This is a genomic window from Pseudomonas oryzihabitans, assembly GCF_006384975.1.
GTDB classification, from domain to species: domain Bacteria; phylum Pseudomonadota; class Gammaproteobacteria; order Pseudomonadales; family Pseudomonadaceae; genus Chryseomonas; species Chryseomonas psychrotolerans_B.
This window is the reverse complement of the sequence record NZ_CP021645.1, coordinates 2503388-2517411: the sequence shown is the minus strand read 5'-3', so window position 1 is coordinate 2517411 and position 14024 is coordinate 2503388. Positions and strand designations below refer to the sequence as shown.

The 14024-nt window shown below is 66.3% G+C and carries 13 protein-coding genes and 1 pseudogene; 9 read left to right on the top strand and 5 right to left on the bottom strand.

Annotation, left to right across the window (positions count from 1 at the left end; translation table 11 throughout):
* Nucleotides 1–56 precede the first annotated feature (56 nt).
* From CCZ28_RS11195 to CCZ28_RS11165, 7 genes and pseudogenes are all read left to right on the top strand, one after another.
* Nucleotides 57–1679 (top strand): MFS transporter, encoded by a 1623-nt coding sequence (locus CCZ28_RS11195; RefSeq protein ID WP_140218055.1) that lies wholly within the window; start codon nt 57–59, stop codon nt 1677–1679.
* A gap of 100 nt (nt 1680–1779) precedes the next feature.
* Nucleotides 1780–2875, top strand: a protein-coding gene (gene prfB, locus CCZ28_RS11190) for a peptide chain release factor 2 (protein ID WP_140218053.1) whose coding sequence is annotated in 2 segments (ribosomal slippage) — nt 1780–1851 and nt 1853–2875 — 1095 coding nt in all. Because the reading frame shifts where the segments join, the coding sequence is not laid out codon by codon here.
* A 116-nt stretch (nt 2876–2991) separates the two neighbouring features.
* On the top strand, nt 2992–4494 hold the full coding sequence (lysS, locus tag CCZ28_RS11185; RefSeq protein WP_140218051.1) for a lysine--tRNA ligase: 1503 nt from the start codon (nt 2992–2994) through the stop codon (nt 4492–4494).
* A gap of 254 nt (nt 4495–4748) precedes the next feature.
* Nucleotides 4749–5618: pseudogene (locus CCZ28_RS11180) on the top strand (transporter); the annotation flags it as partial.
* Nucleotides 5619–5681: 63 nt separating this feature from the next.
* Complete coding sequence (gene cbpA, locus CCZ28_RS11175) at nt 5682–6629, top strand: curved DNA-binding protein (RefSeq protein ID WP_140218049.1); 948 nt, start codon at nt 5682–5684, stop codon at nt 6627–6629.
* Nucleotides 6626–6934: a chaperone modulator CbpM gene (locus CCZ28_RS11170; protein WP_140218047.1), complete on the top strand. Its 309-nt coding sequence runs from the start codon at nt 6626–6628 to the stop codon at nt 6932–6934. Before cbpA ends, CCZ28_RS11170 begins: the two co-directional genes overlap by 4 nt.
* Nucleotides 6935–7244: 310 nt before the next feature.
* Nucleotides 7245–7988 carry a TIGR00266 family protein gene (locus tag CCZ28_RS11165; protein WP_140218045.1) on the top strand — a complete coding sequence of 248 codons (744 nt, stop codon included), beginning with the start codon at nt 7245–7247 and terminating at the stop codon, nt 7986–7988.
* On the opposite strand, the gene CCZ28_RS11160 is transcribed toward CCZ28_RS11165, so the two are convergent.
* From CCZ28_RS11160 to CCZ28_RS11145, 4 genes are all read right to left on the bottom strand, one after another.
* Nucleotides 7985–8881 (bottom strand): metal ABC transporter ATPase, encoded by an 897-nt coding sequence (locus tag CCZ28_RS11160; RefSeq protein ID WP_140218043.1) that lies wholly within the window; start codon nt 8879–8881, stop codon nt 7985–7987. The two genes, CCZ28_RS11165 and CCZ28_RS11160, sit on opposite strands and share 4 nt — an antisense overlap.
* A 99-nt stretch (nt 8882–8980) precedes the next feature.
* Nucleotides 8981–9787, bottom strand: coding sequence for an aldo/keto reductase (locus tag CCZ28_RS11155; protein ID WP_140218041.1), 807 nt, complete (start codon nt 9785–9787; stop codon nt 8981–8983).
* On the bottom strand, nt 9784–10959 hold the full coding sequence (locus CCZ28_RS11150; protein ID WP_140218039.1) for an FAD-dependent oxidoreductase: 1176 nt from the start codon (nt 10957–10959) through the stop codon (nt 9784–9786). The genes CCZ28_RS11155 and CCZ28_RS11150 overlap by 4 nt, the downstream gene beginning before the upstream one ends.
* Before the next feature lie 90 nt (nt 10960–11049).
* On the bottom strand, nt 11050–11988 hold the full coding sequence (locus tag CCZ28_RS11145) for a GlxA family transcriptional regulator (RefSeq protein ID WP_140218037.1): 939 nt from the start codon (nt 11986–11988) through the stop codon (nt 11050–11052).
* Nucleotides 11989–12099: 111 nt separating this feature from the next.
* Between CCZ28_RS11145 and CCZ28_RS11140 the strand changes: the two genes are divergently transcribed.
* A complete protein-coding gene (locus tag CCZ28_RS11140; protein WP_140218035.1) occupies nt 12100–12600 on the top strand; it encodes a cysteine hydrolase family protein in 501 nt (166 codons plus the stop codon).
* A gap of 22 nt (nt 12601–12622) precedes the next feature.
* Here CCZ28_RS11140 and CCZ28_RS11135 read toward each other — a convergent pair whose 3' ends face one another.
* Nucleotides 12623–12955 carry a DMT family transporter gene (locus tag CCZ28_RS11135; protein WP_058763764.1) on the bottom strand — a complete coding sequence of 111 codons (333 nt, stop codon included), beginning with the start codon at nt 12953–12955 and terminating at the stop codon, nt 12623–12625.
* A gap of 84 nt (nt 12956–13039) precedes the next feature.
* On the opposite strand from CCZ28_RS11135, the gene CCZ28_RS11130 reads away from it, so the two are divergent.
* Nucleotides 13040–13924, top strand: coding sequence for a LysR family transcriptional regulator (locus CCZ28_RS11130; protein ID WP_140218033.1), 885 nt, complete (start codon nt 13040–13042; stop codon nt 13922–13924).
* Nucleotides 13925–14024 lie beyond the last annotated feature (100 nt).

Below are 14024 nucleotides of genomic sequence, written 5' to 3'. Positions count from 1 at the left end.
TAGCTGTCGCCCATAACAACAATCAGCCCGGCGCTCCCGGGCCAGGAGAACGTGCGATGTCCGACTATGCCCAACCCCGGGTACAACCTACCGCGGTCGTCAGTCGCCGCGAAGAACGCAAGGTGATCTTCGCCTCGTCCCTGGGGACCGTCTTCGAGTGGTACGACTTCTTTCTCTACGGCGCCCTGGCGGCGGTGATCAGCAAGCAATTCTTCGCCGGGGTCAACGACACCACCGCCTTCATCTTCGCCCTGCTGGCCTTTGCCGCCGGCTTCGTGGTGCGGCCCTTCGGCGCCCTGGTGTTCGGCCGGTTGGGCGATCTGGTCGGGCGCAAGTACACCTTCCTCGCCACCATCATCCTCATGGGCATCGCCACCTTCGGCGTCGGCCTGCTACCCACCTACGCCAGCATCGGCGTGGCCGCGCCCATCATCCTGGTGGTGCTGCGCCTGCTGCAGGGGCTGGCTCTGGGCGGCGAATACGGCGGCGCCGCCACCTACATCGCCGAGCACGCACCGCCCGGCAAGCGCGGCGCCCATACCAGCTGGCTGCAATCCACCGCGACCCTGGGCCTCTTGCTGTCGCTGGTGGTGATCCTGGTCTGCCGCTATCTGACCGGCGATCAGTTCGAGGTCTGGGGCTGGCGCCTGCCGTTCCTGCTGTCGATCTTCCTGCTGGCCATCTCCACCTGGATCCGCATGTCCATGCACGAATCCCCAGCCTTCCTGCGCATGAAGGCCGAGGGCAAGCAGAGCAAGGTGCCGATCCGTGATTCTTTCACCAACTGGAGCAATCTCAAGGTGGTGCTGATCGCCCTGTTCAGCATCAACGGCGGCCAGGCGGTGACCTTTTACCTGTCGCAGTTCTACGTGATGTTCTTTCTCACCCAGACGCTCAAGCTGGATCCGGTGCTGGCCAACAACCTGCTGATCATCAGCGTCATCCTCGGCGCGCCCTTCTTCGTCATCGCCGGCTGGCTATCGGACAAGGTCGGCCGCAAGCCGATCCTGATGCTCGGCCTGCTGCTGGCCACGGTGCTCTACTTCCCGTTGTTCAAGGCCCTGACCCACTACGCCAATCCGCAGATCTACCAGGCCAGTCAGCAGGCGCCCATCGTAGTGACCGCCGATCCGGCCACCTGCACCTTCCAGTTCGATCCGGTGGGCAAGGCGCGCTTCGACAGCCCTTGCGACCGGGTCAAGACGCTGCTGGCCAAGAGCGGTCTGCCCTACCGTAGCGTGGCGGGTGCGCCGGGCGATGCCGTGCAGGTCCACGTCGGGGACAAGCTCATCGTCGGTTACGACGAGCCGGCCCTGCGCGCCGCCGTACAGGCCGCCGGCTATCCGGCCAAGGCCGACGCCGCCCAGGTCAACAAGCCCATGGTGGTGGCGGTGATCTTCGCCTTGATCCTTATCGCCACCCTCTGCTATGGACCGCTGGCAGCCTTGATGGTGGAGCTGTTTCCCACGCGCATCCGCTACACCTCGATGTCGCTGCCGTATCACATCGGCAATGGCTGGTTCGGCGGTTTCCTGCCCACGGTGTCCTTCGCCCTGGTGGTCTATACCGGCGACATCTTCTACGGCCTCTGGTATCCGGTGCTGGTGACCGGCATCAGCCTGGTGGTGGGGCTGCTGTGCCTGCCGGAAACCCGCCATCGCGACCTCGACGCCGATTGAGGCAAAGAGCGGCAGCGCGGGCCGCCGCACTCTGAGTTTCGCCGCCGATTGGGTTATACTCGCGAGCTTTTCCACAGCTTTTCTCGCGAGTGTTTCCCCCATGGAAATCAACCCGATCGTCACCAGCATCAAGGACCTAACCAGCCGTACCCAGACCATTCGGGGGTATCTTTGACTACGATCTGAAAAAGGATCGTCTGGTCGAAGTCGAGCGCGAGCTCGAAGACCCCAATGTCTGGAACAAGCCCGAGTACGCCCAGAACCTCGGCCGTGAGCGCGCCCAGCTGGCCCAGGTGGTCGGTACCCTGGACGAGCTGAGCGGTGGCCTGGCCGATGCCAGTGATCTGCTGGAGATGGCCGCCGAAGAGGAAGACCAGGGTGCGGTCGATGACGTGGCGACCGAGGTCGAGCGCCTGCGCGGCATCCTCGAGAAGCTGGAATTCCGCCGCATGTTCAGCGGCGAGATGGACCCCAACAACTGCTACTTGGACATCCAGGCCGGCTCCGGCGGCACCGAGGCCCAGGACTGGGCCAACATGCTGCTGCGCATGTACCTGCGCTGGGCCGACCAGCACGGCTTCAGCGCCGAGATCGTCGAACTCTCCGAAGGCGAGGTCGCCGGCATCAAGGGCGCCACGGTGCATATCAAGGGCGAATACGCCTTCGGCTGGTTGCGCACCGAGATCGGCGTGCACCGCCTGGTGCGCAAGAGTCCCTTCGACTCGGGCAACCGGCGCCACACCTCCTTCACCGCGGTGTTCGTCTCGCCCGAGATCGACGACAACATCGAGATCGAGATCAACCCGTCCGACCTGCGCGTCGACACCTACCGCTCCTCCGGCGCCGGTGGTCAGCACGTGAACACCACCGACTCCGCGGTGCGGATCACCCACGTGCCCACCAACACCGTGGTGGCCTGCCAGAACGAGCGCTCCCAGCACGCCAACCGGGACACCGCCATGAAGATGCTGCGGGCTAAGTTGTACGAGCTGGAGATGCAGAAGCGCAACGCCGCCTCCCAGGCGCTGGAAGATTCCAAGTCCGATATCGGCTGGGGCCACCAGATCCGCTCCTATGTGCTCGACGCCTCGCGGATCAAGGATCTGCGCACCGGCGTGGAACGCAGCGATTGCGACAAGGTGCTCGACGGCGATCTGGACGAATACCTCGAAGCCAGCCTCAAGCAGGGCATCTAACCAACTTATCTCTGTAGGAGCGGTCGCATCGGCGCACCGCCACGGCCGCGATTCCCCGCTAGGATCGCGGTCATGGACCGCTCCTACAACCAGCACTCCCCAGGTAAACAGCAGACATGAGCGAACAACCCCTAGACTCCCAAGCCCAGGAACAGGAAGACAACAAGCTGATCGCCCAGCGCAAGGAAAAGCTTGCCGCGCTGCGCGACCAGCAGGCCATTCCCTTCCCCAACGACTTCCGTCGCGACAGCCTGGCCGGTGACCTGCAGAAGCAGTACGCCGACAAGACCAAGGAAGAGCTGGAGGCCGCGGGCATCAAGGTCAAGGTGGCCGGGCGCATCATGCTCAACCGTGGCGCCTTCATGGTGCTGCAGGACACCAGCGGGCGCATCCAGGTCTACGTCGACCGCAAGACCCTGCCGGCCGAGACCCTGGAAGCGGTCAAGACCTGGGACCTGGGCGACATCATCGCCACCGAGGGCATCCTGGCCCGCTCCGGCAAGGGCGATCTCTACGTCAACATGAGCGACGTGCGCCTGCTGACCAAGTCGCTACGTCCGCTGCCCGACAAGCACCACGGCCTGACCGACACCGAGCTGCGCTATCGCCAGCGCTACGTCGACCTGATCGTCAACGAAGAGGTCCGCCAGACCTTCCGCGTGCGCTCCCAGGTCATCGCCCACATCCGCCGGTTCCTCATGGAGCGCGGTTTCCTCGAAGTGGAAACCCCCATGCTGCAGACCATCCCCGGCGGCGCGGCGGCCAAGCCCTTCGAGACCCACCACAACGCCCTCGACATGGCCATGTTCCTGCGCATCGCGCCGGAGCTGTACCTCAAGCGCCTGGTAGTGGGTGGCTTCGAGAAGGTCTTCGAGATCAACCGCAACTTCCGTAACGAAGGCGTCTCGACCCGGCACAACCCCGAGTTCACCATGCTCGAGTTCTACCAGGCCTACGCCGACTACGAAGACAACATGGACCTCACCGAGGAACTGTTCCGCGAGCTGGCCCAGGCCGTGCTCGGCAGCACCGACGTGCCCTATGGCGACAAGGTCTTCCACTTCGGCGAGCCCTTCGTGCGCCTGTCGGTGTACGACTCCATCCTCAAGTACAACCCGGACATCACCGCGGCCGATCTCAACGACGTCGAAAAGGCCCGCGCCATCGCCAAGAAAGCCGGCGCCAAGGTGCTCGGTCACGAAGGCCTGGGCAAGCTGCAGGTGATGATTTTCGAGGAGCTGGTGGAGAGCAAGCTGGAGCAGCCGCACTTCATCACCGAGTACCCCTTCGAGGTCTCGCCGCTGGCGCGCCGCAACGACCAGAATCCCAACGTCACCGACCGTTTCGAGCTGTTCATCGGTGGCCGCGAGATCGCCAACGCCTACTCCGAGCTCAACGACGCCGAAGACCAAGCCGCGCGCTTCATGCTGCAGGTCCAGGAAAAGGACGCCGGTGACGACGAGGCCATGCACTACGACGCCGACTTCATCAACGCCCTGGAATACGGCATGCCGCCCACCGCTGGCGAAGGCATTGGCATCGACCGCCTGGTGATGCTGCTGACCAACTCGCCGTCGATCCGCGACGTCATCCTCTTCCCGCACATGCGTCCGCAATAAGGGGGGCGCCCCGCTCGGGGCGTCGCTCCGGCTCCTGTCGACCGGGGCTCTGTCATCAAAGGTTCATCTGAGCCTGCTAACAGAGCCCTGATGTCGCGTTTCTCCCGCAGGTAGCCATGACCAACACCCTGATTCCCCTGCATCCGGCCGCCGAACGGCTGGGGCTGCTCTATGCCTATCACTTCACCTCCGGCCAGCCCGGCCACGCCCTGACCATGGCACCGGAAGATCCCTGGGAGGCGGAAGAGGGCGGTTTTCGCTGGCTGCATTTCAACCTGGCCCACGCCGCCGCCGAGCGCTGGATGCGCGAGCACCTGGGATTGCCCGAGGAATTCTTCGAATCCCTGCACGCCGGCTCCCATTCGACCCGTCTAGAGCCGGCCGACGACACCCTGCTCGGGGTGGTGAACGACGTGACCCTCGCCTATGGCCAGGTCTCGGTGGACGTCGCCACCCTCTGGGCCTGCGCCCGGCCGGGGTTGCTGGTGACCGCCCGCGCCCAGCCGCTGCGCTCGGTGGATCGCCTGCGCCATGCGGTGCGTCGTGGCGAGGGCTTCGGTTCGACCCTGGAATTGCTGGTGCACCTGCTGCGCGACTAGGCCGATGTGCTCACCGGCATCATCCGCGACACCACGGTCAAGGTGGACGCCATCGAGGATCGCCTGCTGTCCCAGCGGCTGGCCGCCAGCCGCGCCGAGCTGGGCAGCCTGAGGCGGGCCCTGGTGCGGCTGCAGCGGCTGCTGGCCCTGGAACCGGGCTCTCTGCTGCGGCTCCTGAACCGGCCACCGGCCTGGCTCCGCCGCGACGACATCCAGACCCTGCGCGAAGCTACCGAAGAATTCGACCGGGTACTGGACGACCTGGCGGCCCTGGTCGAGCGGCTCAAGCTGCTACAGGAAGAGATCGCCGCCGCCTCCGCCGAGCAGACCAACCGCACCCTGTTCACCCTGACCCTGGTCACGGTGCTGGCCCTGCCGATCAACATCATCGCCGGCTTCTTCGGCATGAACGTGGGTGGCATCCCGCTGGCCAGCTCGCCCCATGGCTTCTGGATCCTGGTGGCGCTGGTGGCTACCTTCACGGTGCTGGCCGGTAGCTGGGCGTTTCGCAAGCGCGGCGACTGAGTGGTGCCATGCAACCCCCTGGGGCCGTCGCGGTCTCTAGGGGAATAGCTGCTGGAGACCGCAATGGACTTCAAGGACTACTACGAGGTGCTCGGCGTAACCCCCGACGTCGACGACAAGACGCTCAAGACCGCCTATCGCAAACTGGCGCGCAAGTACCATCCCGATGTGAGCAAGGAGGCCGATGCCGAAGCTCGCTTCAAGGAGGTGGCCGAGGCCTATGACGTCTTGCGCGATCCGCACAAGCGCGCCGAGTACGACCAGGTGCGCCTCTACCAGCAGCAGGGCGAGCGCTTCCAGGTGCCGCCGGACTGGCAGCCGGGTTCGGGCGATGACTACAGCGATCCCCATGCCGGCTTTGGCGCGGACTATTCCGATTTCTTCGAATCCCTGTTCGGTGCTGCCGGGCGCTCGCAGCAGGGCGGCTTCGCCCGCCGCGGGCGCGACGTCGAGCTGGAATTGCCGCTGTTTCTCGAAGAGAGCCATGCCGGCACCACCAAGCCGCTGAGTTTTTCCCTGCCGCAGCGCGATGAGCTCGGCCGGCGGGTCGGCGAGACCACCAAGACCCTCAACGTCAAGATTCCCGCCGGCAGTACCGACGGCGAACGCATCCGCCTGAAAGGCCAAGGCGAGCCGGGTATCGGCGGGGCGGAGGCCGGAGATCTCTATCTGGTCATCCGTCTGGTGCCGCACCCCCTGTTCGACGTGGATGGCCAGGACCTGGTGGTCAGCGTGCCGCTCGCACCCTGGGAAGCGGCCCTGGGTGCCAAGGTGCAGGTGCCGACGCTGGATGGCCAGATCATGCTCAGCATTCCGGCTGGCAGCCAGAGCGGCGCGCGCCTGCGAGTACGCGGCAAGGGCCTCGCCGGCAAGGGCGGGCAGGGCGATCTGCATGCGTTGCTCAAGGTGGTGATGCCACCCAAGGGCGATGAAGAAACCCAGGCGCTGTGGCGCCAACTGGCCGAGCGGGCGGCCTTCGATCCCCGCCACGACTGGAGGAAAGTCCGATGAGCAGTCTGATCGTCCTGCAGGAATTCTGCGTGCTCTGCGAGGTGAGCGAGCCCGTGGTGGTGGAGATCGTCGAACACGGCATCCTGGCCCCGCAACGCGGCAAGCGCCCGGCCGAATGGCATTTCGACACCGGAGCCCTGTACCGCGCCCGCCGCGCCGTCCGCCTGCGCCAGGAGCTGGAATTGGATTGGGCCGCCACGGCCCTGGCCTTGCACCTCTTGGACGAGGTGGAGGAGCTGCGGCGGGAGAATCAGCGGCTGCGCCAGAGATTGGAGCGGTTTGCCGGTGAGCTGCGGGATGTGTGAAGGAGGGTAGGTTGGGTTGAGGCAGCTCCATCGCCGAAGCCCAACAGTCGTGGTCGAGGCGGGCCGTGTTGGGCTTCGCTGCGCTCAACCCAACCTACACGAGCAGCCCTCTCCCTCAGGAGAGGGCTGGTGTGAGGGAAGGCAGGTGGCACCGGTAATGATCACGATGTTGTAGGGTGGAAAACCGCGCAGCGTTTTCCACGTGAGCCGCCATTCGACGTCATCCTCGAGCAAGAACCACTAAGTTCATCGCGTCACCGAGTGGAAAAGGCTGCGCCGTTTTCCACGCTACACCAGGAGTTCGACAGCCATGCCCAGCCATATCCTCGACCATCGCATCCTCGGCGAGTCCCTGCAGGCTGTGGAGATCGGCCTCGATCCCGGCGAGACGGTGATCGCCGAGGCCGGTGCCATGACTTATATGGAAGCCGACATCGACTTCACCGCACGCATGGGCGACGGCTCCGCTGGCTTGCTCGGCAAGCTCTGGGGCGCCGGCAAGCGCATGCTCGGCGGCGAGTCGCTGTTCATGACCCATTTCACCAACGAAGGCCGGACGAAGCGTCACGTCGCCTTCGCCGCACCCTATCCGGGGCAGGTGGTGCCCCTGGACCTGGCGGCCCTGGGCGGCACCCTGTTCTGCCAGCGCGATTCCTTTCTCTGCGCGGCCAAGGGCACCCGTATCGGCGTGGCCTTCACCCGCCGCCTGGGCGCCGGTTTCTTCGGTGGCGAAGGCTTCATCCTGCAACGGCTGGAAGGCGATGGTATGGCCTTCGTGCATGCCGGCGGCACGGTGATCCGCAAGGAACTCAAGGGCGAGACCCTGCGCCTGGATACCGGTTGCCTGGTGGGCTTCACCAGCGGCATCGACTACAACATCAAGCTGGCCGGTGGCCTGCGCAGCATGCTGTTCGGTGGCGAGGGCCTGGTGCTGGCTACCCTGAGTGGCCATGGCACCGTGTGGATCCAGACGCTGCCCTTTTCGCGGCTAGCCGGCCGGGTCCAGGCCGCGGCCGGCGGCGTCACCGGCGAGCGCCGCGCCGGCGGCGACTAGGCTCGCTGCAAGGCGTTTTGCGGCGCCATGCGCTCCAGCCAGTCGCGCCAGCGTACCCGGCTGTCGTGGACCAGCCAGCCGTCCTGGCGAGCGAAGCTTTCCGACAGCCATAGGCCACGGGTCGAGACCGGCACCCGTTGTCCAGCCGACAGGGTATAGAGCTCGCCGGTAGGCTTGCCATTAGCCAGGGCGACCAGATAGAGATCGGGGCGCTGCCGGTCCAGCCGCGCCAGCAACTGACCGTTCTCGATCTTCTCGTCGACATGGAACAGGCTCGGCGCCTTGCACTCCTTGGGCAATTCCAGGAGCAGGTCGTAGACCAGCTGCAGCGAGGCGGTGGGGGTATGCACATAGGCGCGCGGACGCTCCAGCAGCGCCAGGCTGCCACAGCGTACCGGCCGCGCCGCGCCCGAGCGCGGAGTGAGACGAAAGGCCACATCCTCGCGATAGGGCAGGGCGGGGGCGTAGGGCGTCGGTAGCCAGGTATCGGCGAAGCGCCCACCCAGCCAGCCGCGCGGCGTCTCGATCAGGCATTCCTCGGCCACCTCCTGCACGGCGGTGAGCAGCGGCAGCGCCAGTTCGTGGGCGGGGATGTAGCCGGAAATCAGTTTGAGCACCACGTCGCCGCGATCGGGCCGGCGCTGGCGTACCAGCAGCCAATGGTCCTGGCCTTGCCAATTCAGCGTCAGCCGTACGGAGACGCCCAGGTTGGCCAGCTTGACGCTGAAGTGCTGGGCATCGGCGAGCTCGATGGGCTGGCGGCGTTGCAACATCTCGGCGAAATTCAGTGGTTGGCCGAGGGCCTGGTAGGTGAGGCCTTCCGCGGAGGCCTCGACCAGCAGGGGCAGGGTCTTGAACGCCTTGGGGTTGTGGCGGGCGATGAGCTGGGGCATGGCCGACTCCTGTTTGTTGTATGCCGAAGACGCACACCCACAGTGGCTGGGAGGGGGCGTCCAGCGGACGAATGCGAAGGATCAGCGAAACGCTCTGGATCAGGGCCGAGCGGTAATCACTTCGGCCAGGGTACGGACATTATGTGACAGGTGCAGGGGATCGATAGTGCCGACTATCGCGCCGCTCACCCCGGGTTCACCGAACACCCGGGCGAAGCTGGCCCGCACCGGATCCTGGCCGGCGCCCAGCACGGCGTGCCCGCTGGCCAGGGCCTTCTTGATCAGGATGCCCTTGCCCGCCGCCGCGGCGGCCTGGATCACCGGAATCTCGGCGTCTTCGTTGAGATTGAAGGTGACCATGGCGCAATCGCCGGTCTCCAGGGCCTTGAGGCCACCGGCCACGGTCTTGCCGGAAAAGCCGAAGGCACGGATCAGCCCCTCGCGCTTGAGTTCGGCGAGGGTCTCGTAGCAGCCGCTGTCTTGGAGGATGGCCAGGTCGTTGCCGTCGGAATGCACCAGCACCAGGTCCAGCCAGTCGGTCTCCAGCCGGCGCAGGCTACGCTCCACCGAGCGGCGGGTGTGGGCCGGGCTGAAATCGAAGCTGGACAAGCCACCGTCGAATTCCTCACCGACCTTGCTGGCGATCACCCAGTTCTGGCGCTGGCCGCGCAGCAGTGGCCCCAGGCGTTCCTCACTGCGGCCATAGGCCGGGGCGGTATCCAGCAAATTGATGCCCAGCTCGCGGGCCAGGCTCAGCAGATCGGCGGCCGCGCGGTCGTCGGGAATGGTGAAGCCGTTGGGGTATTTCACGCCCTGGTCGCGGCCGAACTTGACCGTGCCCAGGCCCAGGGGGGACACCTCGAGACCGGTGCTGCCCAGGGGGCGGTGCAGGCCGTGCAGATTCATGGCAGCAGTTCCTCCCAGAAGGGCGCCGCGACCGGCGGCTGGTGATGGACGGGCAGGACGGGGTGCTGCCCTGGCGCGATACCATCCCGGTCGAGATGGGCCAGGACCCGGTCGGCCAGATCCGGCGACAGGGCCAGCTTGGTTGGCCAGCCCACCAGCAGGCGGCCTTCCTCGGCGAGAAAGGCGTTGTCCGGTCGCACCAGGCCGGATTGCGCCGGCTCGGCGCGATCCACTCTCAGGGTCGCCCACTGGGCGCCGGCGAAGTCGATCCAGGGCAGCAGGCGCTGCAATTCTTCCCGCGCCGTGGCGATCTGCTCGGCGGGTTCGCGGGCCACGCCCTCGGCTTCGGCCAGGTCGCCGCCCAGGTACCACAGCCACTGGCCGTCGGCGGTGGGATGGCTGGTGATGGTCACCCGCGGCTTGGGGCCGCCGCCCAGGCAGTGGGCATAGAGGGGTTTGAGCATGGGCCCCTTGACCACCACCATGTGCAACGGCCGGCGCTGCATGGCTGGCTGTTCGAGACCCAGGGCCCTGAGCAGGTCGGCCATGCCGGCACCGGCGGTGAGCACGATACGGCGGGCGCGGATGGCTTGGCCGTCCACCACCAGGCCGGTCAGCTCGCCGTCTTCCCGTAGCGGTTGGAGATTCCGCCCGGCCAGCAGGCTGTCGCCGGCCAGTTCGGCCAGGCGCGTGACCAGGCTGGGCACGTCCAGCACCAATTCGGCCAGGCGATAGACCTTGCCCTTGAAGGCACGGTCGCGCAGGGCCGGGGGCAGTTCGTCGCCCTTGACCGCATCCACCCGGCCGCGTACCGCCTTGCTGGCGAAGAAGCTGGTGAGATTGCCGGCCAGGCTGCCGGGCGACCAGAGGTAGTGGGCCTCGGAGAGCAGGCGCACGCCGGACAGATCCAGCTCGCCCGTGCCGGCCAGGCTCTCGCGCCAGCGCCGCGGCATGTCGGCGATGGCCTCGGAGGCGCCGGTGAGCATCCCGGTCAGGGCGTACTTAGTGCCGCCATGGATGATGCCCTGGGACTTGCCGCTCTGGCCGCCACCCAGGGCGCCGGTTTCCACCAGCACGGTGGCATAGCCGGCGCGCCTGAGGCGGGCGTTGAGCCAGAGGCCGGCGACGCCGCCGCCGACGATGAGGAGATCGGTGGACCAGGGTTGGGACATGAACAGCCTACATGGTGGGAAATCAAAGGGAGATTCTTACATATTAGGACGGACACCTGGCCTTGCTGCTTAGGTCGGTGGCTCGTCCCACTACAGCGCTGGTGGTTGCCGCGCCAGCCATTGCAGGGGTGTCAGGCCCAATTCGGTGCGGAATGCTGCGCGCAGGGCATGGGCATCGGCGAAGCCGCAGCGACTGGCGATGCTTTCCAGTCCACGGGCACCCGCCGCGAGTTGCGCCTGGGCCTGGGCGATCCGCATCCGTCGGAGCCAATCCTTGAGACCGCCCCCGGTTCTTTCACGAAGATGACGCGACAGGTTGCGTCGACTCATGCCGACGCGCGCGGCGAGTTCGTCCAGTGACGGTGAGCGACAGGGATCGGCACGCAGCTCTTCGAGCGCCGCGTTGATGCGTTGGGCTGCCGATGATCCCAGCGTCGGCTGCTTGAGGAGCTGCACCTGGGCGCCCGCCCGTTGCGGCGGGGCCACGAGATGCCGGGCCACGCGATTGGCTTCGCCGGTGCCCATCAGTCGGCCCAGCAGATGTAGGCAGCAGTCGAGTCCGGCGGCGACACCTGCGGAGGTCACGACCATCCCTTCGTCGACGAACAGCGCCTGGGCATCGACCTGGATCTCTGGGTAGCGGCGGGCGAAGGTCTCGGTATGGCGCCAGTGGGTGGTGGCGCGGCGCCCTTGGAGCAAGCCAGCCGCCGCTAGACCGAAGGCACCCAGGCAGAGTCCAACCACCAGGGCACCGCGTGCGGCGGCCTCCGTCAGTACGCTAAGCAGATCTTCGCTGACCGGTTCATCCGGGTCGCGCCAGCCGGGCAGGATGACCACATCGGCCTCGCGCGCTCGGTCCAGTGGCCAGCTGGTTTCCAGGGCAAGACCGCCGAAGCCGCCCAGCCGTCCCGGATTCGCGCAGACCGAAAGCTGGTGACCCGCGTCCAGAAAGGGCTCGCCGAACACCGCCAACGGCGTCGACAGGAGAAAGGGGCTGATACCGGAATAGGCGAGGACGGCGATGTGCATTGCCCGATTTTTACCTCAATTGTCTCGTTGAACACTGCTGGCCGGCGTCACCCGGCTGTCACCATGGCGCCCATCCAGACCAATCCACGTCTGCCGCCAAAGGAATCCAGCATGAGCCGTGCCCTAGTGATCGTCGATATCCAGAACGACTATTTTCCCGGGGGCGTGTTGCCACTCTGGGAGGCGGAGGCCGTGGAGCGCCGCCTCGTCGAGGCCATCGCCAAGGCCCGCCAGGCGGGCGACGCGGTGATACTGATCCAGCACCTATCCAACGCACCGAGCGGGCTGTTTGCCATGGGCGGTTCCGGCTGCGAGTTGCGGCCGGAGATCGTCGCGGCAGCGGGTGACGCACCCGTGGTGACCAAGAGGGTCGCCGATGCCTTCCAGGAGACGACCCTGGCGACTCATCTGTCCGGTGTCGACGAATTGCTCATCGGCGGCATGATGACGCAGAACTGCGTCGCCTTCACGACCTTGACCGCCCTGGCTGCGAGTCGTGACGTGACCGTCGTCGGCGACCTCTGCACCGCACCGCTGGAAGTGGTGCATCGCATTGCGCTGAATGCGCTGGCCTCCAAGACCAAGGTCCGCGACACGGCGGACCTCTGGTGATAGACGACGCCAGCGCCGGACCTCAATGCCCCGTGCTACCCGAAAACAGCTGGATAACCACCACTCCGGCGACGATCAGGCCCATGCCCAGCATGGCGGGCAGGTCCAGCTTCTGGTTGTAGAGGAAGGCCGCGGCGATGCTGACCAGCACGATGCCCAGCCCGGCCCAGATGGCATAGGCGATGCCGACGGGGATGCTGCGCACCACCAGGGTCAGCATCGAGAAGGCCAGGGCATAGCCACCGATGACCAGGATCAGTGGCAGCGGCTTGCTGAAGCCGCTCACGGCCTTCATGGAGGTGGTGGCGACGACTTCAGCTGCGATGGCGATGGCCAGGTAGACGTATCCGCTCATGGTGAGTCCTCCTTTCGAATGCCCCCATTGTGCCTGAGGTTGTGATAGGTAAAAGTTAATACCTATCTGATAGGGAGATGGGTTGTGCAGTGGAATCTGGAGCAGTTGGAAATCTTTGTCGGGATCGCCGAGGGCGCGAGTTTTTCCGCCATGGGCCGCCGCCTGGGACGGGCCCAGTCGGCGGTCAGCTCGGCCATCGCCCTGCTGGAGACCGATCTCGGTGTCGCGTTGTTCGAGCGCAGCAATGGCCGCACGCCGGTCATCACCGCGGCCGGACTCGCCCTGCTGGAGGAGGCCCGCGAGGTCTTGCGCCAGTGCCAGCGGCTGGATAGTCGGGCCCAGGCCCTGTGCGCCGGACAGGAGCCCCTGCTGCGCCTGGCGCTGGACGAGGCCATGCCCTATCAACCGGTGCTCGATGCCCTGGATGCCCTGGCCACGGCCTTTCCCCATCTGGAAGTCCAGCTCACCAGCGGTGCCCAGGGCGATGTGGCGCGCAAGCTGCTGACCGATCAGGCCGACCTGGGCCTGCTGTTTCGCCACGAGCGCATGCCCCAGGCGCTGGAGCGCCAGGCCCTGGGCGACATCGCCCAGGTCACCGCCTGCAGCGCTAGCCATCCCCTGGCCGGACAGCGCTGGGTAGGGCGCCGCGAATTGGCCCGGCATCGGCAGTTGCTCATCGCGCCGCTGGAGAATGCCTATCCCGGTGGCGAACAGATCGCCCCCCAGGTCTGGCGCGCCGATAGCTTCTATCTGCTCGCCGAATTGCTGATGCGTGGTCTGGGCTGGGGCTGGCTGCCTCGCCACGTGGCGCGCTATCCCTCCTACCAGGGACTGCTGGCCGAACTGGACTGCGACTGGGTACCGCCCGCCCTGGTGGTGGAACTAGCCTGGCGCCGCAACGCCGCGCCCGGTCCGGCGGCGCGCTGGCTGGCGCAGCGATTGGCGGAGGAATTGCGGGCGATCGGTTGAGCTGGACGTGTTGGGCTTCGCGGCGCTCAGCGCCAACCTACGGGTGCCCTGCGTAGGTTGGGTTGAGCGCCGCGAAGCCCAACAAGACAAACCTTCAGCA